This window comes from Actinomadura mexicana, from assembly GCF_900188105.1.
Taxonomy (GTDB): domain Bacteria; phylum Actinomycetota; class Actinomycetes; order Streptosporangiales; family Streptosporangiaceae; genus Spirillospora; species Spirillospora mexicana.
Genome location: NZ_FZNP01000001.1, coordinates 944,390 through 967,109 on the forward strand (window position 1 = coordinate 944,390; position 22,720 = coordinate 967,109).

At 73.3% G+C, this 22,720-nt stretch carries 23 protein-coding genes; 9 read left to right on the forward strand and 14 right to left on the reverse strand.

Annotation, left to right across the window (positions count from 1 at the left end; all coding sequences use genetic code 11):
* Positions 1 to 93 precede the first annotated feature (93 nt).
* A complete protein-coding gene (lysX, locus tag CHC11_RS04210) occupies positions 94 to 3,393 on the forward strand; it encodes a bifunctional lysylphosphatidylglycerol synthetase/lysine--tRNA ligase LysX (RefSeq protein ID WP_179278666.1) in 3,300 nt (1,099 codons plus the stop codon).
* Here the strand turns inward: lysX and CHC11_RS04215 are convergent.
* Both CHC11_RS04215 and CHC11_RS41080 read right to left on the reverse strand, forming a co-directional pair.
* Positions 3,390 to 3,875: a hypothetical protein gene (locus CHC11_RS04215; protein WP_089310185.1), complete on the reverse strand. Its 486-nt coding sequence runs from the start codon at positions 3,873 to 3,875 to the stop codon at positions 3,390 to 3,392. The genes lysX and CHC11_RS04215 overlap by 4 nt on opposite strands.
* Positions 3,876 to 3,914: 39 nt before the next feature.
* The gene (locus tag CHC11_RS41080; RefSeq protein ID WP_179278667.1) at positions 3,915 to 4,073 is read right to left on the reverse strand and encodes a hypothetical protein; all 159 of its coding nucleotides are present in this window, start codon (positions 4,071 to 4,073) and stop codon (positions 3,915 to 3,917) included.
* Between the two features lie 207 nt (positions 4,074 to 4,280).
* Here CHC11_RS41080 and CHC11_RS42390 point away from each other — a divergent pair, with 207 nt between their 5' ends.
* Positions 4,281 to 4,781 (forward strand): CGNR zinc finger domain-containing protein, encoded by a 501-nt coding sequence (locus CHC11_RS42390; RefSeq protein WP_245918695.1) that lies wholly within the window; start codon positions 4,281 to 4,283, stop codon positions 4,779 to 4,781.
* Positions 4,782 to 4,784: 3 nt separating this feature from the next.
* Here CHC11_RS42390 and CHC11_RS43275 read toward each other — a convergent pair whose 3' ends face one another.
* The 4 genes from CHC11_RS43275 to CHC11_RS04240 form a co-directional block, all read right to left on the reverse strand.
* Complete coding sequence (locus CHC11_RS43275) at positions 4,785 to 8,771, reverse strand: hypothetical protein (RefSeq protein WP_089310186.1); 3,987 nt, start codon at positions 8,769 to 8,771, stop codon at positions 4,785 to 4,787.
* A gap of 83 nt (positions 8,772 to 8,854) precedes the next feature.
* Entirely contained in the window at positions 8,855 to 9,115 is a 261-nt protein-coding gene (locus CHC11_RS04230) for a PspC domain-containing protein (RefSeq protein WP_245918696.1), read from the reverse strand.
* Positions 9,116 to 9,202: 87 nt separating this feature from the next.
* Positions 9,203 to 9,973, reverse strand: coding sequence for an HAD family hydrolase (locus CHC11_RS04235; RefSeq protein ID WP_245918697.1), 771 nt, complete (start codon positions 9,971 to 9,973; stop codon positions 9,203 to 9,205).
* Positions 9,970 to 10,620 (reverse strand): MBL fold metallo-hydrolase, encoded by a 651-nt coding sequence (locus CHC11_RS04240; RefSeq protein WP_089310188.1) that lies wholly within the window; start codon positions 10,618 to 10,620, stop codon positions 9,970 to 9,972. Before CHC11_RS04240 ends, CHC11_RS04235 begins: the two co-directional genes overlap by 4 nt.
* A gap of 116 nt (positions 10,621 to 10,736) precedes the next feature.
* Here CHC11_RS04240 and CHC11_RS04245 point away from each other — a divergent pair, with 116 nt between their 5' ends.
* Positions 10,737 to 11,804, forward strand: coding sequence for a phosphotransferase family protein (locus CHC11_RS04245; RefSeq protein ID WP_089310189.1), 1,068 nt, complete (start codon positions 10,737 to 10,739; stop codon positions 11,802 to 11,804).
* Between the two features lie 122 nt (positions 11,805 to 11,926).
* Positions 11,927 to 12,127, forward strand: coding sequence for a hypothetical protein (locus CHC11_RS04250; protein ID WP_089310190.1), 201 nt, complete (start codon positions 11,927 to 11,929; stop codon positions 12,125 to 12,127).
* Between the two features lie 70 nt (positions 12,128 to 12,197).
* Here the strand turns inward: CHC11_RS04250 and CHC11_RS04255 are convergent, their stop codons facing one another.
* The 3 genes from CHC11_RS04255 to CHC11_RS04265 all read right to left on the reverse strand — a co-directional run bounded on the left by CHC11_RS04255 (position 12,198) and on the right by CHC11_RS04265 (position 14,353).
* The gene (locus CHC11_RS04255; protein WP_089310191.1) at positions 12,198 to 12,497 is read right to left on the reverse strand and encodes a Fe-S cluster assembly protein HesB; all 300 of its coding nucleotides are present in this window, start codon (positions 12,495 to 12,497) and stop codon (positions 12,198 to 12,200) included.
* A gap of 94 nt (positions 12,498 to 12,591) precedes the next feature.
* Positions 12,592 to 13,551 (reverse strand): LLM class F420-dependent oxidoreductase, encoded by a 960-nt coding sequence (locus CHC11_RS04260; protein ID WP_089310192.1) that lies wholly within the window; start codon positions 13,549 to 13,551, stop codon positions 12,592 to 12,594.
* Between the two features lie 34 nt (positions 13,552 to 13,585).
* Entirely contained in the window at positions 13,586 to 14,353 is a 768-nt protein-coding gene (locus tag CHC11_RS04265; protein WP_089310193.1) for an SDR family oxidoreductase, read from the reverse strand.
* Between the two features lie 223 nt (positions 14,354 to 14,576).
* Between CHC11_RS04265 and CHC11_RS04270 the strand changes: the two genes are divergently transcribed.
* On the forward strand, positions 14,577 to 15,026 hold the full coding sequence (locus CHC11_RS04270) for a Zn-ribbon domain-containing OB-fold protein (RefSeq protein ID WP_218825922.1): 450 nt from the start codon (positions 14,577 to 14,579) through the stop codon (positions 15,024 to 15,026).
* Positions 15,023 to 16,213 (forward strand): lipid-transfer protein, encoded by a 1,191-nt coding sequence (locus CHC11_RS04275; RefSeq protein ID WP_089310194.1) that lies wholly within the window; start codon positions 15,023 to 15,025, stop codon positions 16,211 to 16,213. Before CHC11_RS04270 ends, CHC11_RS04275 begins: the two co-directional genes overlap by 4 nt.
* A gap of 9 nt (positions 16,214 to 16,222) precedes the next feature.
* Here CHC11_RS04275 and CHC11_RS04280 read toward each other — a convergent pair whose 3' ends face one another.
* Positions 16,223 to 17,836, reverse strand: a complete 1,614-nt coding sequence (locus tag CHC11_RS04280; protein WP_089310195.1) for a serine/threonine protein kinase — start codon at positions 17,834 to 17,836, stop codon at positions 16,223 to 16,225.
* Between the two features lie 73 nt (positions 17,837 to 17,909).
* On the reverse strand, positions 17,910 to 18,281 hold the full coding sequence (locus tag CHC11_RS04285; protein WP_089310196.1) for a DoxX family protein: 372 nt from the start codon (positions 18,279 to 18,281) through the stop codon (positions 17,910 to 17,912).
* Between the two features lie 356 nt (positions 18,282 to 18,637).
* Here CHC11_RS04285 and CHC11_RS04290 point away from each other — a divergent pair, with 356 nt between their 5' ends.
* Together CHC11_RS04290 and CHC11_RS04295 are read left to right on the forward strand one after the other, a co-directional pair.
* Positions 18,638 to 19,192 carry a YhgE/Pip family protein gene (locus CHC11_RS04290; RefSeq protein ID WP_245918698.1) on the forward strand — a complete coding sequence of 185 codons (555 nt, stop codon included), beginning with the start codon at positions 18,638 to 18,640 and terminating at the stop codon, positions 19,190 to 19,192.
* A gap of 15 nt (positions 19,193 to 19,207) precedes the next feature.
* Entirely contained in the window at positions 19,208 to 19,783 is a 576-nt protein-coding gene (locus CHC11_RS04295) for a TetR/AcrR family transcriptional regulator (protein WP_089310198.1), read from the forward strand.
* A gap of 4 nt (positions 19,784 to 19,787) precedes the next feature.
* Here the strand turns inward: CHC11_RS04295 and CHC11_RS04300 are convergent, their stop codons facing one another.
* A complete protein-coding gene (locus CHC11_RS04300) occupies positions 19,788 to 20,513 on the reverse strand; it encodes an SDR family oxidoreductase (RefSeq protein WP_089310199.1) in 726 nt (241 codons plus the stop codon).
* A 198-nt stretch (positions 20,514 to 20,711) separates the two neighbouring features.
* Here CHC11_RS04300 and CHC11_RS04305 point away from each other — a divergent pair, with 198 nt between their 5' ends.
* Positions 20,712 to 21,149, forward strand: coding sequence for a VOC family protein (locus tag CHC11_RS04305; protein ID WP_245918731.1), 438 nt, complete (start codon positions 20,712 to 20,714; stop codon positions 21,147 to 21,149).
* A gap of 67 nt (positions 21,150 to 21,216) precedes the next feature.
* Here the strand turns inward: CHC11_RS04305 and CHC11_RS04310 are convergent, their stop codons facing one another.
* A complete protein-coding gene (locus tag CHC11_RS04310; protein ID WP_089310201.1) occupies positions 21,217 to 21,747 on the reverse strand; it encodes a pyridoxamine 5'-phosphate oxidase family protein in 531 nt (176 codons plus the stop codon).
* A 251-nt stretch (positions 21,748 to 21,998) separates the two neighbouring features.
* Complete coding sequence (locus CHC11_RS04315; protein WP_089310202.1) at positions 21,999 to 22,469, reverse strand: MarR family winged helix-turn-helix transcriptional regulator; 471 nt, start codon at positions 22,467 to 22,469, stop codon at positions 21,999 to 22,001.
* Positions 22,470 to 22,720 lie beyond the last annotated feature (251 nt).

Sequence of the window (22,720 nt, forward strand, 5' to 3'; positions counted from 1 at the left end):
CGTACGACGTCCGAGATCACCACGCGGTTCGCCGCCGGCCGGGTGCGCGGAAGCGGAGGCGTGGCCGACGTGCGACCCGGTAGGAAGGGGACCATGACCGAGCAGGGCCAGCAGCGCGGCCTGCGGGGCGAGTGGGGGCGGCTGATCCAGGCCGCGCCGACGATCTTCTTCTGGTACACCCGACTCTCCGGGATCCTGTCGCTGCTCGCATGGGTCTCCTATGGTCTCATCCTTGAGATAGCCGATATCTGGGCGTTGCGATGGATCGGCTATCTCGGCTGGTTCCCGAGCGTCCCGATCGGCCTGCTGTGGATCCTGCTGTCGATGGGCGTCCGGCGGCGCAAGAAGGCCGCGTGGCGGATCCTCGTCCTGATCTTCTGCCTGCCCACCGCGCTCGGCGTCACCGCCGTCCTGACGACGCTGTTCAACCCGGACAAGCCCACCCCCGTCGGTCTGATCGTCACCGCCGCCGTGTACCTGGCGGTGCTCGGCCTGCTGATCTGCGCGCGCGGCCAGTTCACCACCCTGCCCGACCGGGCCAACCGGCGCCTGGCCACCGTCGTGTTCACCAGCCTCCTGATCGTGACCTGCGGGATCGGGACGTTCCTGGTCACCCTGACCGACCGCAACTCCCGCGGCGACTTCTGGACGCACCCGCTCTACGCGGTCTCCCAGACCGTCCTCGGGCCGCGCGTCACCGGCAAGCCGATCGACGTGTCGGTGCCGTTCTGGGTGAACGTGATCCTGTGGGTGCTCGGCACCGGACTGATGATCGCCACCTTCTGGGCGCTGTTCAGGCCGGGCCGGCGCGACCCCGTCCTCAGCCCCCAGGAGGAGCTGGCGGCGCGCGCCCTGCTCGCCGAGTACGGCGACCAGGACTCCCTCGGCTACTTCGCGCTGCGCCGCGACAAGGACGTCATCGTCGCACCGAACGGTAAGGCGGCCATCGCCTACCGGGTGGAGGGTTCGGTCTCGCTGGCCAGCGGCGACCCTCTCGGCGACCCCGAGTCGTGGGACCAGGCGATCGAGGCGTGGCTCGGCGAGTGCCGCGCGCACGCCTGGATCCCCGGCGCGGTCAGCGTCGGCAAGCGCGCCGCCCGCGTCTACAGGCGGCACGGCTTCGACGCGCTGGAGCTCGGCGACGAGGCCATCGTCGACCTGACCGACTTCAACCTGGACGGACGGGAGATGCGGCAAGTCCGCCAGGCCGTCCGGCGGGTCGAGCGGGCCGGGTACACCGTGCGGATCCGCCGCCACTCGCAGATCCCCGGCTGGGAGATGGCCAAGCTCATCCGCAGCGCCGACGCCTGGCGCGGCGAGGAGACCGAGCGCGGCTTCTCCATGGCGCTCGGCCGGCTCGGCGACCCGACCGACGGGCGCTGCGTCATGGTCGAGGCGTTCGACGCGCACGGGGAGCTGCGCGGCCTGCTCAGCTTCGTCCCCTGGGGGCGGGCCGGGCTGTCGCTCGACCTGATGCGCCGCGACCGGCTCGCCGAGAACGGCCTCAACGAGTACATGGTCGCCAAGCTCGCCGAGAAGGCCGCCGCGGTCGGCGCCCAGCAGCTGTCGCTGAACTTCGCCATGCTGCGCTCGGCGTTCGAGCGCGGCTCCCAGATCGGCGCGGGCCCCGTCGCCCGGCTCTACTACCGGTTCCTGTCGTTCGCGTCGAAGTTCTGGCAGCTGGAGTCGCTGTACCTGTCGAACGCCAAGTACATGCCCGACTGGCGTCCCCGCTTCATCTGCTACCAGCACGGGCGGCACCTCGTCCGGCTGGGCCTCGCCTACGCGCGCGCCGAGGGGTTCCTGCCGAGCCTGAACCGCCCGAAACTGGACCGGGCCGCCGCGATGGTCCCGGCCGACGACCTCGTGGACAAGATCAAGGAGATCGAGGAGGCCGCGGAGGCGGCCCGCGCCCCGCAGCGCCGGCTGTCGGAGCAGGAGCGGGTCCGGCACGCCAAGCTCGACCAGATCCGCGCCGCCGGGATGGAGCCGTACGCGCGCGGCTGCGAGCGCACCGACGCCGCCTCCGGCATCCGGGCGCGGCACCCGGGCCTCGCCCCCGACACCCGCACCGGCGACGCCGTCGCGATCGCGGGGCGCGTCGTCCTCGCCCGCGAGCACGGCCGCCTGATCTTCGTGACGCTGCGGGACGAGACCGGCGACCTCCAGGTCATGCTGACCGCCGACGCTCTCGGCGAGGACTCGCTGCGCCGCTGGAAGTCGCTCATCGACCTCGGCGACCAGGTCGGCGTGCGGGGCGAGGTCGTCACGTCCCGGCGCGGGGAGCTCTCGGTGCTCGCGTCCTCCTGGACGCTCGCCGCCAAGTGCCTGCGCCCGCTGCCGAACAAGAGCTCCGGGCTGTCGGACCCGGAGGCCCGCGTCCGGCAGCGGTACGTGGACTTCATCGTCAACGACGAGTCCCGCCGGATGCTGCGGATGCGCGGCGACGCCGTCGCCGCCGTCCGGGACGGCCTGCGCGCCCGCGGCTACCTGGAGGTCGAGACGCCGATGCTCCAGCCGGTGCACGGCGGCGCCACCGCCCGCCCGTTCACCACCCGCATCAACGCCTACAACATGCAGCTCTACCTGCGGATCGCGCCCGAGCTCTACCTCAAGCGCCTCCTCGTCGGCGGCGCCGGCCGCATCTTCGAGCTGAACCGCAGCTTCCGCAACGAAGGCGTCTCGCAGCGGCACAACCCCGAGTTCACGATGCTGGAGGCCTACGAGCCCTACGGCGACTACGACACCATGGCCGAGCTGACCCGCTCCCTCGTCGTGGACGCGGCCCGCGCCGCCCTCGGCACCACCGTCGTCGTCCGGGACGGCGTCGAGCACGACCTCGCCGAGCCGTGGGAGGAGATCACCGTCTACGAGTCGGTGTCCAAGGCGCTCGGCGAGGAGATCACCCCGGGCACCTCGCCGGAACGGGTCCGGTCGTTCGCCGAGCGGACGGGGCTGAACGTCGACCCGCAGTGGGGGCAGGGCAAGGTCGTCCAGGAACTGTTCGAGGCGCTCGTGGAGGAGAAGCTGGCGGCGCCGACGTTCGTCCGCGACTACCCGGCCGAGACGTCCCCGCTGACCCGCCCGCACCGCGACGACCCGCGCCTGGCCGAGAAGTGGGACCTCATCATCTTCGGCCTCGAACTCGGCACCGCCTACTCCGAGCTGATCGACCCCATCCTCCAGCGGCAGCGGCTGACCGAGCAGTCGCTCCAGGCCGCGGGCGGCGACCCGGAGGCCATGGAGCTGGACGAGGACTTCCTGCGCGCCCTGGAGTACGCGATGCCGCCCGCCGGGGGCATGGGCATGGGCGTCGACCGGCTGCTGATCACGCTGACGGGCCGCAGCATCCGCGAGACGATCCCGTTCCCGCTGGTGCGCCCCGGCTCCTAGAGGCTCCGCGGAACGGGCCGGAACCCCTGCCCCGCGAGCCACGCACGCGCCGCTCCCCGCCGGGCGTCCTCCCCCTCGGGCAGGTCGCCCGGCGGGACCGGCAGCCCCTCCGCCTCGTCGGCCGGGAGCACGTCCCCGCGCTCGGGATCGAGCACCTGGAACCCGTCCTCCATCGCCGCGGCCACCGCCCCCAGATCGACGGGCAGCGGAGCCAGCCCGGTCGGCGCCCGCACCCCGAGGGCGGCGGCGAGCTCGTCCGCCAGCTCCGCGTCGCCGGGCAGACCGCGCTCGTCCAGCCCGTCCAGGCACGCCAGGGCGAGCGGCCGCACGTCACGGCCCCGCGCCAGGCCGGCGACGAGCACGTCCCCGGCGTACTGGAGCACCGGGGTCAGCGGACGCCCCTGGAGCAGGCCGGCGTCCCCGAGCCCCCGGTGCGCGTCCGCCCGCAACCGCGCCAACGCCGCCTCGCCCCATTCCGTCACGCACACATTTGTACAGACATCCTCTGACACACGCCCCGTTCACCGGATGCGCTTGTCCTCCACATGCACGACCACGAGTTCCCGGCCGTCCTGATCGCGCTTGGAACGTCCGAGAAGTCCCCCGGCCAGATCGGGCGCGTCGTCCCCGGCCTCTTCGGGAGCGACAAAGGTGAGGATGTCGTTGTGGTGCCCGTACACGGCCCAGCCCGGCGCCTGGTCGAGATCGATCGTCCCGAACTCACCGGCCGGAGTGCCCCCGTGGACGGGCCCGTACTCGCGGTGGTCTGTGCCGTCGTCGGAGGCCCGGCGGGCTCACCGCGTGCGGCGCAGGATCGGGTGGCGTCGGCGGCGACACCGGACCCTTCGCCATGCTCCTATCATGGGATCGGGAAGGTAGGTGGTCACGTGCGCTATGTTGCCTACATCGGCAACCTGACCCGGCTCGCGGTCGAACTGGTCAACGGGGACGAGCCGAGCGAGCTGCGGCGGGAGTTCTTCCAGCAGCACCACGTGGCGGAACCGGACGACCTGGGAGACCTCCTTCCGGCCCTGCGCGACGCGGTCGCGGCCGTCGCCGACGGCGGGCCGCCCCTCCCGGTCAACCTGCTCCTGGACCGCCACCCGCCCGCGATGCACGTCGCCGCGCACGACGGGGACGGCCCGCACCTGCACTTCGCCCGCGACGGGGAAGACGGCGTCCAGTGGCTCGGCCGCAGTTGCGCCGCCGCCCTCGCCCACGTCGTGTGCGGGGACCCGGACGTCACCGTGGGCCGGTGCCGCGCGGACGGCTGCGCCCGCTTCTACGTGGACGAATCCCGCAACCGCAGCCGCCGGTTCTGCTCCAACGCCTGCGCCAGCCGCACGACCGTCGCCGCCCACCGCGCCCGCCGCCGGGCGAGCCGGTGACCGCTACCGGGTGCCCTCCCGGTACGCCTCCACCGCGTACCGCAGGCGCGCCCCGACGAGCAGCGCCTCGTCCTCAGGGCATCCGAGGAGCCGCGTGACCAGCTCGACGATCTGGTCGTCGGTGAGATCCGGTTCGCGCTCGGCGACGTGCCCGACGATCTCGACCAGCTCGGGCCGCTTGTAGGACGCGATCGACCGCCCCCGCCGGACCTTCGCCTGCCCACCCGATGCCCCACTCGCCCGCCCCTGCGACGCCCCTTCCGCGCGCGCCGGAGATCCCGCCTGCGGACGAGGCCGCCCCTGCTGCGGGCCTTGCCGGCGCGCGGGTTCCGTCCGTGGCGGGGTCTCCGACTGCGGACGAGACTGCGCCTGCTGCGGGGGTCGTGTCCGTGGCGGGGGTTCCGGCTGCGGGCGAGGTTGTGGTTGTTGAGGCGGTGATCGCCGGGTCGGCTTCGGGTCCGGTAGCGGGCCGGGGTTACCCCAGATCGCCGGGATGTCCGTCCGGCCGGGAGGCGGAGCGTGCTCGGGCTCCGGGACGCGCGGGTTGGGGCCCGTGGCCTGGACGCCCGCCTCCTGGGCGGGCTCGTCCCGCCTCATGGCGTCCAGCCGCCGAGGCGGGAGGCCGCCGCCGCGCCCGCCCGGGCGGGGCGGCGCCTCGCCCTGCCCCTGCTGCTCCGTGCCCTGCGGCTCCCGCCGCGCCGCGTCCAGGCGCCGGGGCGGGACGCCCTGCCCGGGCGCACCCGCGCCAGGACGCGCGGGCGGCCGGGCCCGCACGTCCTGCTGCGTCACGTCCGGCCGCTCCCCCGCACGCGGGCCACGGTCCTCACGTGCTCCCGGTCCGGAGGCGGTCCCCTGCGGGCGCGCGGGTGCCCGACCGCGCACGTCGCCGCGCGGTTCCTCCTGGCGCGGCTCTTTCGGCCGTTCCAGCGGGCGCGGATCGCGGGGTCTCGTTTCGGCTTCCTTACGCGGAGCCGCGGGCGGCCGGGGACGGAGGTCTTGTTGCGTCACGTCCGGCCGCTGCCCCGCGCGGGGATCACGAGCTCGCGGGTCTGCCTCCTTGCGCGCAGGCAGCTCCGAGGCGGGGCTCGGGGGCTGGATCGGAATGTCCCGCTGGGTCGCGTCCGGGCGCTCGAACAGGGGGTGCGCGGCGGGCGACGGCGGGGTGCGGGGAGTGGTGAGGGCGGTGAAGAGCGGGGTGGTGGGGGTGATCACGTCGTGCAGGTCGGACGGGAGGCGGGGGCTCGGCGGCGGACCCTCGGGGGGCGGGAGCTCGGGGCCGGACGGGCCGACGAGGATGGTCCGGGGCGCGTGCCACAGGACGAAGAGCGCCTCGGCGCCTGCCTCGTGCTCGCCGTCGACGATGACGACGTCGAAGCCGTCGGGGGCGGGCGGGAGGACGTCCGGGACGCGCCACAGCGGGAGGATCCACGCGGGCACGATGTCGGGTCCGGAGCGGGCGAGGGCGGACGCGGCGGCGCGGGCGGCCGTGAGGTCGGCGCGGGCCTTGCGCAGGGCGTCCTCGGCCTCGGCGAGGGCGTCGCGGAGGCGGTCCGCGGCGGCGGGGCCGGTGGAGGCGGCGCGGCGGCGGGCCCACGTCCAGGCGTCGTCCCAGCGGCGGGCGCGGGCGTGCCAGACCTCGTCGCCGTCGGTGGCGACCATGAGGTTGGCGAGGTCGGGGTGGACGGCGCGGACGCGGGCGACCAGCTCCTCGGACCGGATCTGCCGGGAGCGCTCGTGCCGGGCCTCGGCGAGGGCGCCGAGGGCGCGGCCGTAGGCGGCGGCGTCGCGGGCGTCGACGGCGGCGAGCGCGGCGCGCAGCTCGGGCGGGTCGTCGCCGTCGGCGGGGCCGATCGAGTCGCGGAGGGCGTCCAGGTCGGCGGTGGCGCGGCCGACGCCGAGCCCTTCGAGGGCGTTGCGCAGGGCCGCGGCGTAGTCGTGCCACTGGATCGGATGGACGAGCGGCACGCGGAAGCCGGAGCGTTCGAGGAGCCGCCGCGTCGAGTCCAGGGCGGTCATCGCGTCGCGGACGCGGGCGAGCCGCGCGTGCGCGCGGACGAAGCGGGCGACGCGCTCGTCGGGCGGCAGGTCGGCGGGGAAGGAGATGCCCGCGGCCTCCCACACGTACTGCAGCTCCCGGCAGGTGATCCGCACCATGAGGTCGGTGTGGACGATGTCGAGCAGCTCCGGCGTGGTCGGCGCCGCGCCGTCCACCTTCACCGTGGCGAGGAGTGGCTCGGCCTGGCGCTGGGCCCCCGACCGCAGCGGACCGCGCTTGAGGGCGCCGCCGTCGGCCAGGTAGGCGCGCAGGTCCTGGGCGGCGGCGGCGAGGCCGCGCAGGTCGGCGTCGGAAGGCAGCTCGACGCGGTGGCCGCTCAGCTCGCCGAGGGCGTGCTCGGCCCACTGCGCGCGGGACGTCATCTCCACCACGCGGGCCCAGATGAGGGGCCGCCGCTCGGCGAGGGCGTCGCCGAGGGCGCGCACCGCGAGGTCGGAGGGGCTCCAGCCGCCCGGGTGGCCCTCCAGGCCGAGGTCGCGGAGCGCGGCGCCGACGACGGAGGCGTCCCCGTCGAGGCGGGCGAGAAGGGTGACGTCGCTGTCGCGCAGGAGCTGCGACAGCTCGGTCCGGGACCGTTCGGCGCGCTCGGCGGCGGCGGCCTCCGCCTCGATCAGGGTGCGGACGTAGGCGGCGCTCGGCAGCGCGCCCGGGTCGACGTCCCGCTGCTCGGTGCGGGCCTTGCGTTCGGCGGTCTCCTCCGCGAGGAGGACGACCAGCTCGGCGGCCTCTGACCGGGAGATCGGCGGGCCCGGCGGCAGGTCGGGCCGGACCGGCATCCACGACAGCTCGGGCTCCTCGCCGCGCAGGTCGGGCGGGGGCTCCGCCGGCTCGCCGCCGCGCAGGCGCTCGGTGATCTCGGCGACCCGCCGGGCGGCGGCCTCCTCCCGCTCGGCGAGGGCGTCGAGGCCGGGGTCGCCCGCGGCGCGGATCGCGTCCGCCACGCGGGCCGCCATGGCGGCGTCGGTGGCGGTGAGGGCGGCGAGGCCGGGCGGGAGCGCGCTGCGCAGCGCGGCGGACGCGGCCGGGCCGGAGGTGGCGACGAGCACCCGGCGGCCCCGCGCGAGCAGCCCGGCGAGCAGGTCCGGGACGGTCTCCGGCGCCCGCTCCGGTATGTGCATGACCTGCGGTTTCAGCGTCGGCGAGACGAACCGCGCGACCCCCTCGGGGACGCCGCGCGGCAGCAGGCTCAGCAGCTTGGCGTGGTGGTCGGCGACGGCCTCGCGGCCCGCCGGGCGGACGACGAGGGCGGGCGCGAGGCGCAGTCGGGGGACGGGCGAGGCGGCGTCGGCGTCGGGCGTCCAGTCCTCGCGGTAGTCGGCGGGGCTCGTCAGCGCGACCTGGCACCACTTGCGCAGGACGTCGCCGACGGAGGCGTTGAGCCCGAAGCCCTGCCCGGCCTGCACGGCGTCGGCGATCCAGTCCGCGGGCCGGAAGCCGGGGTGCCCGGACAGCAGTTCCCGGTCGCGCAGGGTGGTGTGCCCGGCGAGGACGACGTCGACGCGCTCGGTCCGCTCGTCCAGGACGATCCGGACGGGCGTGCTCAGCAGATGGTCGTGGACGGCGGGCCGCCACGACAGCAGGCCCGTGGCGAGGACCGCCTCCTCGCCGGACAGGTCGCGCAGGATGCGGTACCAGTTGCGGAGGCCGAGCCAGCCGTCGAACTCCTCCAGCACGACCGGCGGCGTCAGCGGGATGACCGGGACGCTGAACAGCACCTCGCCGGGCCCGGCGTCGGCCTCCACGTAGACGTCGCCGGGCAGGCCGGCCAGCCAGTGGACGTGCTCGTGGTCGGCGAGGTCGCGCGAGGGGCGCCGCCGGGCCCGCGCCAGGTCGCGCAGGTACCCGAGCAGTCGCGCCGCGTGGTCTGCCTCCCGCGCGGCGGCTTCGTCCAGGGCCTGGCCCGGACGGCCGGGACCCGGAGCCTCGTCAGGCACCGCGGCTCCTCCCCACGGGAATGGTGGTGCCCCGATCTAACACCCCTGGGCGGCCCCGGTCGAGCACAATCGTTGATCTTGAGTTAGCGGGCGCCGGCCATGTGGCGCTCCTCGTTCGGCATCATGGCCCAGAGGACCAGGTAGACGACGAACTGCGGCCCGGGCAGCAGGCACGAGAGCAGGAACAGGATCCGGACGGTCCACGGGGTCATGCCGAACCGGCGCGCGAGACCGGCGCAGACACCCGCGATGACGCGGTCGCGACGCGGACGATAGAGGCCGTTCATGGTTCTTCTCTCCCCGATTCTTCGAGCGGTGAACACGACCGCGGTTCTCGCGGCCATGTCCCTCACGCTACGAACCGGACGGCCGGTCCCACATCGCTCTCTCGGCGTGTTCCCCGCTGCTACCTCAGGAGTACGGGACGTCCCCTAGGGGGCAGCCGGCCCTTGGGCGCGGCCGGCGTTGTGCTCGGCGACGAGGCTCGGCAGGCCGGCCAGGTCGTCGAGCACGAACAGGCACTCGCCGAGCGCTTCGTCGTCCTTCTGGATGTTCCCCCACGGGCCGCGGCGCAGGAACGCCGCCCGCATCCCGAAGTCCAGGGCGGGCCGGACGTCGTTGTCGATGCGGTCCCCCACGTACAGGACGCGGTCGGGCAGGACGTCGGCGAGCTGGGCGCAGCGCTCGAAGAACTCGTGGGACGGCTTGCTGACGCCCCACACGTCCGAGATGCCGACGACGTCCGCGTCCAGGGCCAGCTCCGCCATCTGCTCGGCCGCCTGGACCGGCTGGTTGCCCGCGATCCCGACGAACAGGCCCTGGTCGCGCAGGCCCGACAGGCACGCCCGCGCGTCCGGGTACAGGTCGTCCGGCCCGAACCCGTTCGGGACGCCCGCCTCCTCGCGGCGCCGCTGCTCCTCCTCTAGGTCGAACCCGGGCCGGAAGTACTCGAACAGGTCCGCGTGGTCGCCGCCGGTCGCGAGCAGCGCGCCGAGCTTGGTGAGGAAGGTGTGCCTGGGCACGCCGAGCCAGTCGGCCCAGCGCCCGTAGATCTCGCCCTCGTTGATGAGGGTCTCGCCGATGTCGAAGAAGACGGCCTGGATGGAGCGGGGCTCCAGGAGGCGCGCTCCGTGCTCGGCGGAACCGGCGCGCTCGCCGGCCGGCGGCTCGGCGGTCGGGGGGATGCGGGGGGAGGCGTTCACTTGGCGGCCAGGTCCACGGTGGTGCCGGGAGCGAGGCGCACGAACTCCCTGCCGAGTTCGTCGCCGGCACTGGTGAGGACGCGTTGCATCACCTGGAGGCCGATGTCGTTGAGCAGCCCGTCGTGGATGGCGAAGGCGCGCTCCGGGCGGACCGCCCGCGTGTACTCGTACAGGTCGAGCGCCCGCATCCAGGGCGCGTTGCCGGGCAGGCACAGCGTCGGGACGGGCTCGGACGGGACGGTCAGCGCGTCCCCCGGGTGGAAGACCTCGCCGTCGACCAGGAACCCGACGTTCGGGACGGGCGGCAGGTCCGGATGCATGATCTCGTGGTCCTCGCCGTAGACGTGGACGTCGAAGCCGGCGATCGTGACGGCGTCGCCGTGGCCGACCTGGTGGACGCGTCCGCCGAGGTCGGCGAGGTTCTCCGCCACGGCGCGGGACGTCCACGCCTCCAGGGCGGGGCGGTCGGCCATCGCCGCGCGCAGCGCGTCGGCGTCGAAGTGGTCGAAGTGCTCGTGGGTGATCAGTACGGCGTCGGCGGCGGCCAGCGCGTCCGCGGCCCCGCTGAACGAGCCGGGGTCGATGACGATCGCGCGGTCGTCCTCGGCGAGCTGCACGCACGCGTGTCCGAGCTTGGTGAGGCGCATCCGGCGATTTTTTCACGGGACCGCCCCCGCCCATTGACCACCCCCCGGACCGTTGATAGAACACGTTCTAATTCGGGCCCGACCCCGGCCAGCAGGCACGGCAAGGAGGCGGTGCGATGCCCGTTCCCGACCAGCGCGATCCCGAGATCACCAGGCGGACCCTCACGCGGTGGCTGCAGGGCCATCTGCCCGGTGTCCGCATCCCGCGCGTGGAGACGCCCCAGACCAGCGGCTTCTCCAACGAGACCCTGCTCTTCGAGGCCGAGTGGAACGACGCCGGCGGCGCGCCGAGGCGCGAACCGCTCGTCGCGCGGGTCGCCCCGGAGAAGTACCAGATCTTCCCGGAGCCGCGGTTCGAGGAGCAGTACCGGCTGATGCGCATCCTGGACGAGCGCACCTCCATCCCGGTGCCGCCGATCCGCTGGTACGAGCCGTCCAGCGACGTGCTGGGCGCCGCGTTCTTCGTGATGGGCCGCGTCGACGGCCGCGTCCCGACCGACATGCCGCCGTACCACATGGACGGCTGGGTGACCGAGGTACCGCCGGGCGAGCGGGCCGCGATGTGGTGGTCCACCCTGGAGATCATGGCGCGGCTGCACCGGCTGGACGTCCGCGCGCTGGACCTCGGCTTCCTCGACCAGCCGGCCTGGGGGGCGCCGGGCCTCGACCAGCGGCTCACCTACTACGAGCACTACCTGGGCTGGGCCTACCAGGGGCCGCAGGAGACGGCGCTCAGGGCCCTGGAGTGGCTGAAGGCGAACCGCCCCGACGAGCCGGACGACCCCGTCGCCCTGTGGGGCGACGCCCGCATCGGCAACGTGATCTTCCAGGACGGGACGCCGGCGGCGGTGCTGGACTGGGAGGGCGCCGTGCTCGGCGCCCCCGAAGAGGACCTCGCCTGGTTCATGTTCCTGGACCGGCACCACTCCGAGGGCGTCGGCGCGGCCCGGCTGGAGGGCTTCCCCTCCTACACCGAGACCGTCGCCCGCTACGAGGAGCTGCTCGGACGCCCGATGCGCCACATGGCGTACTACGAGATCCTGTCCGGCTTCAAGTTCTCGGTGATCATGGCCCGGATCGGGCAGGCGATGATCGACTTCGGCTGGATCGACGAGACGTCCGACTTCCCCCACGACAACAACTGCACGCAGCTGCTCGCCCGCATCCTGGGAGGGGACCGGTGACGCACCCGTGGTTCCCGGGCTGACCGGTCCCCGACGGCCGCCCGAACACGGGCCCGCGCCCCCGCGATGCGACGTCCCGGGCGGGCGGCGGGCGGAGTGATCCATCTGCGACACTGGCGCTCGTGACGACCCCGCCTTCGCCCGACCCCCTGGACGCGGGACGGTCGTTCCGGCGAGAACCGGACCGGCAGGCGCGCGACCGCTCCCCCATCTGGCGCGACCAGCCGCGCGGCCTGGCCTGCGCGGTGATCGCCGCGTTCGCTGTCCTCACCGCGGCGGCGTTCGTGTTCGCCGTGGTCGCCGTGGTCGCGGCGATGCGCTGACGCGCGGGACGGCGGACAGGACGCGAGACCGGGGCGGCCCGGCGGGCGCGCCCCGGTCTCGTCCTACACGTCAGGTGGGAGTTCCCTCAGACCCCTCCGCGATGGTGAAGGCCACGTCGCCCTGCGGGTCGACCTGGGCGTCGAGGGTCTTGTCGTCGAGCATCTCGGCGACCGTGGGTTCCAGGTACACCTTGGCGCCCTCCTCCTCCACGACCTGGTCGCCGGCCTCGGGGGCCGGGGCCACCGATAGCCGCAGCGCGTCCGAGCCGTCGAGCCCGGACTCGATGCGGATGCCGGTCTCGGGCGGAAGCTCCGGGTTGGCGGTCACCGTACGGATGACCTGGACGGCACCGCTGGTCAGCGTGAGCACGATCAGCTCCTCACGTCTCTTCGTTCGCTGTCGGGATTTGCCCCACCCTCCCCGATCCTCACTGCGGTAAACATCGGGACGTGATCGGACGGTCTCAGTCCGCACTCGGGGCGAGCGCCCGCACCGCCTCCGCCTGGGAGAGGCCCCCGCCCGGGACGATCGCCAGCACGGGGGTGGTGAGGCCGTTGGCGGTGTACTCGCGGACGCGGGCGCGGCACCGCTCCGGGGAGCCGTGCACGATCAGGTCGTCCACCACCTCGTCCGGGATGACCTCCAGCGCCTTCTTCCGGTCGCCGGCCGCCCACGCCTCGTTCATCGGGCGCAGCGCCTCGCCGCGTCCGAGCCACTCGTGGAACGCCCGGTAGACGGGGACCGTCATGTACGCGGCGATCATCCAGCGGCCGATCGCGCGGGCCTCCTCGGCGTCGTCGGTGGGGCAGACGAACAGCCGCGCGATCAGCTCCGGCTCGTCGCCGAGCGCGCCGCGGACCGTCCGGACGTCCTTCGGCGCGAGCCAGTTGGTGATCGCGCCGTCGGCCTCGCGGGCGGCGAGCCGCAGCATGCCGGGGCGCAGCGCCGCGAGGACGATCGGCGGCGGCGTCGCCGGTGCGCTCTCCAGCTTGAAGCCCTTCACGGCGAAGGTGTCGTACTCCTCCTTCACCTTCTCCCCCGCGAGCGCCCTGCGCAGGAAGCGCAGCGTGTCGCGGGTGCGCTTGTAGGGCTCGTCGAACGGGATGCCGTTCCAGCGCTCCACGATCGTGTCGGACGACGTCCCGATGCCCAGCACGAACCGTCCCGGCGCGAGGTCGGCGATCGTGGCGGCCTGCTGGGCCAGCAGGGCGGGGCCGCGCGTGTAGACCGGGACGATCGCCGGTCCGAGGCGCAGCCCGGGGTCCCACTGCGAGGCGAGCGCCAGGGGGGTGAAGGCGTCGGCGCCGTTGGTCTCGGCCGACCAGGCGTCGGTGTAGCCGAGCCCGGACAGCCCGGAAACGATCTCGCGGTGCTCGGCCAGCGGGAGGCCGGTCAGCGGAATGGTCAGTCCCCAGCGTGACATGCGCGTCTCCCTTTCTAGGGGTGTTCCCGGACGGTCAGGCGATCGAGGGCCGGATGGTGGCGCCGCCGTCCACGACGAGCGTCTGCCCGGTCATCCAGGACGAGGCGTCGCCCGCGAGGAACACCGCGGCGTCGGCGATGTCCTCGGGCTCGCCGAGGCGGCCGAGCGGCATGTACCTGCTGATCTCGGCCTCGTTGTTCTCCCACAGGGCGCGGGCGAGGTGCGTCTTGACCAGGCCGGGCGCGATGCAGTTCACCCGGACCTTCGGGGCCAGCTCCATCGCGAACTGCCGGCTGAGGTGGATCACGGCGGCCTTGGTGGCGTTGTAGTAGCCGATGCCGTGCTCGGTGACCATGCCGCCGACCGAGGCGATGTTGATGATCGCGCCGCCGCGCTCGGCGAGCGAGGCGCGCAGCGCGAGCTGCGTCCACTGCACGATCGCGAACTGGTTGACCTGGACGGTCTTGGCCGCGGCGGCGGGCTCGATGTCGGCCATCGGGCCGAAGTAGGGGTTCGTTCCGGCGTTGTTGACCAGGATGTCGAGGCCGCCGAACTCGGCGACGGCCGCGTCCATGCACGCGGCGGCCTGCTCCGCGTCGCCGACGTGCGCCGCCTTGGCCAGGACGCCGGCGCCCGGGTGGGCCGCGCCGATCTCCTTGGCGACCTCGTCCAGCGCCTCCTGCTTGCGGGAGGAGAGGACGACGTTCGCCCCCTCGGCGGCGAACGCGGTGGCGATCGCCTTCCCGATCCCCCGGGACGCCCCGGTGACCAGCGCCGTCTTGCCCTCTAGACCAGTCCGCATCCGCACGCTCCCTACCTGTTCGCACCCCGAGGGCCTGCCTTTTCGCACCCTGCGGGCGGCATGACCAGAATCCGACTCGGTTCACTGTACCGAAGTGACTGACGAGTCAGTTAGCTGGGTTCGCGCGGGTCGGCGCCGGAGCCGTCCCGCTCACCGGACACGTCCCGTTTCGAGCGCTCGCCCGGTTGTTACGCTGCGCCCGGTCGGAGACGAGGAGGACCGCGTGACCACGACCAAGGAACGCCGTCCGGCGATCGAGGGCTGGTTCACCACCGGGGACGGCGACGTCCGCCTGGTGGGTACCCGCTGCGGCGCCTGCGGAACGCCGTACTTCCCGCGCAACGAGCTGGCCTGCCGCAACCCCGGCTGCGCCGGCCCGAAGGACGGTTCCGAACTGGAGCCCTACGCGCTGTCGGGGCGCGGGCGCATCTGGTCGTACGCCGACTCCCGCTACAAGCCGCCGCCGCCGTACGTCTCCCCCGACCCGTTCGTCCCCTACACCGTCGCGGCCGTCGAACTCGAAGCCGAACGCATGGTCGTCCTGGGCCAGGTCGCCCCCGGCCACACCGTCGACGACCTCGCGGTCGGCATGGAGGTCGAGCTGACCGAGGGCGTCCTCTACGAGGACGACGAGGCCGAGTACACCGTCTGGATGTGGAGGCCCGTCACATGACGCGCGACATCGCCGTGCTGGGCGCGGGCATGCATCCGTGGGGCAAGTGGGGCCGCAACTTCGTCGAGTACGGGCTCGCGGCGGCACGGTCCGCGCTCGCCGACGCCGGCCTCGCGTGGACGGACGTCCAGTACGTGGCGGGCGCGGACACCATCCGCAACGGCTATCCGGGGTTCATCGCGGGAGCGACGTTCGCGCAGGCGCTCGGCTGGTCGGGCGCGCGCGTGTCCAGTTGCTACGCCGCGTGCGCGTCCGGGGCGCAGGCGATCGGCAATGCGCGCGCGCAGATCCTCGCGGGCCTGTGCGACGTCGCGCTGGTCGTGGGTGCCGACGCCGCACCGAAGGGCTTCTTCAAGCCCGTCGGCGGGGACCGCCCTGACGACCCCGACTGGCTCCGCTTCCGCCTGCTGGGCGCGACCAACCCCATCTACTTCGCCCTGTACGCGCGTCGGCGGATGGCCATGTACGGCGCGACACTGGACGATTTCGCCGCCGTCAAGGTGAAGAACGCCCGGCACGGGCTGTCGAACCCGAACGCCCGGTACCGCAAGGAGGTGACCGTGGAGGACGTACGCGAGTCCGCCGTGGTCGCCGATCCGCTGCGGCTGCTGGACATCTGCGCCACCAGCGACGGGGGCGCGGCGCTCGTCCTGACGTCCATGGAGTTCGCGCGGAAGCACGGGATAGCCGACCCGGTGCGCATCCCGGCGCTGTCGACGGTGACGCCCACGTTCCCGAAGAACGTCCTGGACCTGCCCGACTTCGCGACGGACTCGGCGATGACCGTCCCGGAACCCGAGCGGCCGTTCCGGTCCGCGATCGCGCACGCCGCCTACGAGGAGGCGGGCCTCGGCCCCGAGGACCTGTCGCTCGCCGAGGTCTACGACCTGTCCACGGCCCTCGAACTCGACTGGTACGAGGACATCGGCCTGTGCGGGAGGGGCGGCGCCGAGGAACTGCTCCGGTCGGGCGCCACGACGCTCGGCGGTCGCGTCCCGGTCAACCCGAGCGGCGGGCTCGCCTCCTTCGGCGAGGCGATCCCGGCGCAGGCGATCGCGCAGGTCTGCGAGCTGACCTGGCAGTTGCGCGGTCAGGCCGACGGCCGCCAGGTCGAGAACGCGCGGGCCGGCATCGCCGTGAACCAGGGCCTCTTCGGCCACGGCTCCGCCGTGATCACCGTCCGCTGAGCCGGGCGCCTAGGCGACGGTGAAGCCGTCGCAGGTCAGGTAGTAGGCGTCGCCGTTCGGGTGGACGTGCAGCCAGATGACCGTCCAGTCGCCCTTCATCAGCGGGTAGGTGCCGTTGCCCGCGCCCCCCCACTCGAATTCCGACGGGTAGTGGATGTTCAGCCACGCGGCGTTGCCGGGGTACAGGTGCGGCTTGCTCTGCACCACCCCGGTGACCCCGTTCCCCTGCTGCTCCACCGGCGGGCGGACCTGGACGGCCACGTAGTACCTGGGCGGCTCCGAGTACTTGAAGCGCAGGCCGAAGTCGACGGTCTTCTTGGTGTACGGCTCACGCGGCACTGACGTCTGGGTGTCGCGGGTGAGGTCGAAGTCCTCCGGACGGGCGGCGGGCTGGCACGCCGAGTTCGCCGCGCTCCACCGGAGGTCGGCGATGTCACCGGGCTGCTTGACCAGGATCCGGTCCGGTGGGGCGCCGTTGGCGCCCTTGGTCGCGCCCGGGGTCTTGCCGCCGGGAGTCGAGCCCGCGGGGTCACCGGTCGCGGTCCCGCCCTGCGTTCCCTGCCCTGCCTGCGGCTTGTTCCGGTTGTCGTCGCCGCCGTCCCCGTCGAGGACGAACCGCGCGAGGAGCGCGCCCACCAGGACGACGGCGGCCACCCCCGCGCCCGCCGCGATGACGGCGGCGCGCGACCGTCCACGCGAGACGCCCGGGACCGTCCTCGTGCGGTCGGCCGGAACGAGCCCCGACGCGATGGCGTCCGTGACGCTGGCGGGCATCGGCCGCGGGACGCCGACGATCCGCCGGTAGGCGGGATCGGCGGCGAGGGGACCCGGCACGGGCGCCTGTCGCAGCAGCCGCTCCAGCGTGATCCTGGCCTCGGGCTCCTTCTCGGCGCACTGCCGGACCAGGCCGGCGACGCGCGGGTCGACGCCCTCCAGGTCGATCTCACCGCTGAGCGTGCGGTGGATGATCGCCTCGATGCGGCCGCCGCCGAACGGGGGACGTCCCGTGGCGGCGTAGACGACCGTCCCGGCGAGCGAGAACACGTCCGACGAGGGAAGGGGCCGCTGCTCGCGGACGACCTCGGGCGCGACGAAGCCGGGGGTGCCGTTCCACGCGCCGGTCTGGGTGATCTGCGTCTGGCCCTCGCCGCGCGCGATCCCGAAGTCGATCAGCCGCGGCCCGTCCGGGGCGAGGATCACGTTGCCCGGCTTGAGGTCGCGGTGCTGGACGCCGTGCCGGTGGATCTCCAGGAGCCCCTGCGCCAGCTCGGCGAGCAGCCGCAGGCAGGTCTCGGGGGGCAGCGGCCCGTGCGCGGCCACCGCCTGCCGGAGCGTCGGTCCGGGAACGTACTCCGTCGCCAGCCAGTACGGCGGCGCGTCCAGCCCCGCGCCGACCATCGCGGCGGCGAACCTGCTGCGCACCCGCTCGACGGTCGCGACCTCGCGGCGGAACCGGGCGAGCGCCGTCGGCCCCTCGAAGTCCTCCCGGATCACCTTGAGCGCGACATGCCGCCCGCTACCGGTCAGCCCCAGATAGACCTGCCCCATGCCCCCCGCGCCCAGACGCCCCAGCAGCGGATAGCCACCGATCTCAGCGGGATCCTCCGCACGGAGTGCTTCCATGGTTCACCGGCCCCTCGTCGCCACGCACCGCCGAGAATGATCTCATTCCGGGAGGAGCCGCGCCCCCGGGTCGTCAGTCGGCCTTGCGGGCCACGTGGAGGGCCCAGGCGATGAGCGGGGCCTGGAACGGCAGGCGGCCGTAGGCGGCTGCGCGGAGGGGCAGCGGGCGGTGGCGCCAGTCGCGGGCCATCTTCACGTTGGCGGGGAAGACCGCCGCCATCAGGCCCGCCGTGGCGAGCGCGCCCGCCCTGCGGGTGCGGGGGTGGGCGACGGCCGCGGCGCAGGCCAGCTCGGCGACGCCGCTGAGGTAGGTCCAGGTCCGCGGCCCGCCGGGGAGCCGCTCGGGGACGAGCGCGTCGAACGGCTTCGGAACGATCATGTGGAGGGTGCCCATCCCGGCCATGAGCGTGGCCAGCCTGCGGTGCGCGCGCGACGACTCGGTCATCCCCGAAGTGTGTCAGATCAGACAGTGCGTCCAATAGTGATCCCGCCGTCTCCCTGGTCGGATGTGCCTTTTGTGACTCAAATCACGGCTCTGTTCCGTGTGACCTGAGTCGTGGCGGTCACGTGTCTGATGTCACCGCTTCGGGCGGATCCGCGAGGTTCTCGGCGGAGCTAGATTTGCACTGACCAGTCAGTACAAATCTGGCTCTTCGGAAGGTCGCGCTGACGTCCGAGCACCAGACTCCAGGGACGGCCGCCGTGGCCGGGGGGACCCCGGCGCCCGTCCCTGGACCCCGCCCGATCGGCTTCGGGGCTGGCGGGGGCCGCCCCGGAGCCGGTCCCGCACGCGGAGCGTCCGTGCGGGCGCGGGGCCTCGGGGTGAAAGGCGCGCGGGGCTGGGCATTCCGCGACGTCGAGCTGCCCGTCCCGGCCGGCGCGCTCGTCGCCGTCAGCGGCATCGCGGGCACCGGCCGCACCGCGCCCTGCGCCGCCCTCGCCGTCCTGCACTTCGCGCTCGGCCTGCGCGCCGAGCACTGGCCCGGCCTCGTCGCGTTCCTCGCGCTCGCGTCCGCCGCGTTCCTCGCGGTCATCCAGTGGGTGAACGCCCGCTTCGGGCCGATCGGCCGGATCATCGCGCTGGCGCTGCTGATGCTCCAGCTCACCTCGGCCGCCGGCACCTACCCGGTCGAGACGAGCCCGGCGTTCTTCCAGGCCGTTTGCCCGTACCTGCCGACGCCGTGGGTCGTGGACGCCGTCCGGCATCTGATCAGCGGCGGCGACCTGGCCTCCGTATGGCAGGGTTGTGCGGTGCTGGCCGCCTTCCTGGGCGGCGGGCTCGCGCTCACCGCCCCGGCCGTCCGGCACAACCGGGTCTGGACGATGAAGCGCCTGCACCCGGCACTGAAGCTCTGATCGGAGGCAGCGGACGTGGCCCGCATCACGACCCGGGAGAAGCTCTTCACCGCGGCGATCGAGCTGATCGCCGAGAGCGGGCTCGCCGCGACGACCGTCGACCAGATCGCCGAGCGCGCCGGTGTGGCCAAGGGCACCGTCTACTACAACTTCGACGGCAAGGCCGCGCTGTTCGCGGCGCTGCTGGAGTACGGCGTCGACCGCCTCGCCACCGCGCTGCGCGACGCCGCGTCCGGCCGTCCCCCGCTGGAGGCGCTGGAGGCCGTCGTCGCCGCCGAGCTGGCGTTCATCGGCGAGCACGAGTCCTTCGCCCGGCTGCTGATCGCCGAGACGTGGCGGGCCGGCGGCGACTGGCAGCACGCCGCCCGCCTGATCCGCGAGCGCGCCATCGACGTCGTGGCCGGCGTCCTGCGCGAAGCGGTCGGCACGGGCGACCTCCGCTCCGACCTGGACACCGGCACGGCCGCCTCCGCCGTCTTCGGCATGGTCCTCACCGTCGCACTGGACTGGCGCGCCCTCCAGCCCGGCCGCTCGCTGGACGACGTCCAGGCGACCCTGCTGGCCCTCCTGCGAGGCCGCCTCACCACCTGATCCTTCACTGGACGAACTGCTGGCCGCCGTCGATGTCGTAGGTGGCGCCGGTGAGCGCCGTGTTGGCCATGATGTGGACGGCCAGTGCGGCCACGTCGGCCGGACCCACGACCCGGCCGATCGGGAGCGCCGACCGCAGCTCGTTCCTGCGCTCGTCGAGCCGGTCCCCGAGAAGCGACGCCGACAGCGGCGTGTCGACGAAGCCCGCGGCGATGAGGTTGACCCGGACGGGCGCGAGTTCGAGCGCGAGGGTCGCGGTGAACGGGGGAAGCGCGGCGGTGGCGGCGGAGATGAGCCCGAGTCCGCGGCGGATGCGGCGGCCACCGGTGCCGCCCATGAGCAGGAGCGTGCCCCCGGGGCGCATCCTCGGGGCCGCGCTGCGCGCGACCTGGAGCGCCACCACCATGTGCCCGCCGACCTCCTCACGCACCTCGTCGGCGTCCATCTCCAGCAGGGGCTTGTAGCGCGGTCCCCCGGCCGTGATCAGCACATGGTCGATGGGTGAGGGAAGCTCCCGGAAGAACTCCTCCACGGCGGCCCGGTCGTTGGCGTCGAAAAGGGCCGTGCTCCGCGCGCCGACGTCCAGGGCTGCGCGCTCCAGCCGTTCCGGACTGCGCCCGGTGAGGACGGCCTCGGCTCCCTCGGCCCGGGCGAGCCGTGCGGTCTCCAGCCCGATCCCCGCGCTGCCGCCGACCAGGACGACGGTCTGCCCCTCCAACTGCGTCCCCATGATCCCCCCGACCGGTGGTGGCTCCCGGGAGCCGACGAGACGGCGACCGGAAGGCGTACGGCGCCACCATCGCCCGCGCCGTTCATGTCAAAACCCATCTTTCGAAGTCTTTATCGGCCTTTGGGTGGCTTCCCGGGCTCACGCGCCAAAGATGTGAACGTGGAGAAGATCCAGCACGGAGGAGGCCGCAGCGTGGACATGACACTGGAGGTCGTGGTGGTGCCCGTCACCGACGTCGACCGGGCCAAGGACTTCTACAAAGCCCTCGGCTGGAGGGAGGACGCCGACGTCGCCACCGGCGACGACTTCCGGGTGGTCCAGATGACGCCGCCGGGGTCGGCGTGCTCCGTCATCTTCGGTTCCGGCGTCAGCCCGGACGAACCGGGATCGGCGCACGGCCTGCACCTGGTGGTGGACGACATCGAAGCCGCCAGGGCGGAACTGGTCGAGCGCGGCGCGCAGGTGAGCGAGATCTTCCACGACGCCGGCGGCGTCTTCCACCACGCCCAGGCCCACGCGCTGCGCCCCGGTCCGGATCCCGATCGGACGAGCTACGGCTCGTTCGCCTCCTTCAACGACCCCGACGGCAACGGCTGGCACCTCCAGGAGATCACCACCCGCCTGCCAGGCCGCTGATCCCGCGCTCCGCGGTCGCCGTGGGCCCCGGCCGACGGCAGCGCGCCGCCCGCCTGATCCGACCGGGTCAGGATCCGGCCTCCGCCGTGATCTTGGCGACGTCGGGCGCGTAGGCGGCCATCCAGTGCGGACGCAACCGGTAGTAGACGATCTCGTCGTCCCAGTCGAAGGCGTCCCCGCCGTAGAAGCCCTTCAAGTAGGCGAGCAGGTCCGGCCAGTCCGCGGCCGGCTCGCCGTCCGGCGGGTTGAGGATCTCCACCGTGCCGTGCGTGAACACCCCCAGGTCCTCCCCGCGCATGTGCGCCGCGCTGACGGCGGGCCGGGCCGCCAGATGGCGGGCCTTGGCCGCGTCGCGCGCCGTGCCGAAGTGCCACCTCCCGTGCAGGAAGTGCCCGTCCACACCACTGATCCGCGGCTCCCCCTTGGCGGTCACCGTGGACAGGGCCAGGGTGCGCATGCCGGTGAGCACCCGGCAGAGCTGTTGCGCGGTCAGGCTCCTCTCCGTGTTGATGATCGAACGCAGATGCGCGGTAGAGCGGGACAGAGAGTCGTCCAGAAGCGCCTGGAGCTCTACGAGTTCTTCTCGGGTTTCACGCATGGCAAGTCCTAGTCCGAAGGGTCCGGTCCACATCCTCATCCCCCAGCGCCGGCCGGTACCTCCACCCTCGCCCCAAAACCTGACACCTACCGTCATGTTTTCTCCCCCGCCCGACTCGAATACACGGGGACCAGGCGACCCTGGCGGAGGACCTCAAGGGCCACGTGGACTGACGCGTCCCTCCGCACAAGCAACTGACGCTCCGGCGCGGCGGCCCCCGCCACGCCGGAGCGTTCCTCGTCTTTCGGGCGTCAGGGGAGTTTGCGGATTTCCTCGATCACGGACGGCATCGTCTCGTTGTTGCGGCGTATCCAGTCGAGGAGGAGGGCCACCTGGTCGTCGGTGTAGGTGTCGAGGCGGTCGCGGAAGGCGCGGCCTATCGGCTCGAAGTAGCGGGCGAACTGGGCGACGTTCTCCTCGACCAGTTCGACGATCACGCGGCGGCGGTCGTCGGGGTCGCGGGTGCGGCGGACGTAGCCGGCGCGCTCCAGGCGGTCGATGACGGCGGTGATGGCGCCGCCGGTCGTGATGCCCATGAGCTGGGCGAGCCGGCCGGGCGTCTGGGGGCCGTCCAGCGTCAGCGCGTTGACGCACTGCGCGTCGGTGACGTTCATGCCCGCCTTGCTCGCGGTGGCATGGTGCAGCAGCACCGTGAACATCGTGCTGCGCTGCATCGCCATCTGCAGCTCGCCCGCCATCCGCTCGCGCTCCGGGGTCGACACGCCTTGACCTCTCTCCCTTTTTCTCTCATGTAGAGACACTCATTTCAAGAGCGACTCTCTGGGGGAGATTCTATCGACCCGGCCCCGCCGGGACCAGGTGGAACGGCGACGGCGTGTGGCGGAGCCGACACCGTTCAATGATCGCACCACTGCGGGACGGCGCCTACCATGGTTTTTGTTAGGACCACTAACAGAGGTCCGCTCCTGGCCCCGGATCCCACGAGGATTCGGGGCCGACCCCCATCCGCCCC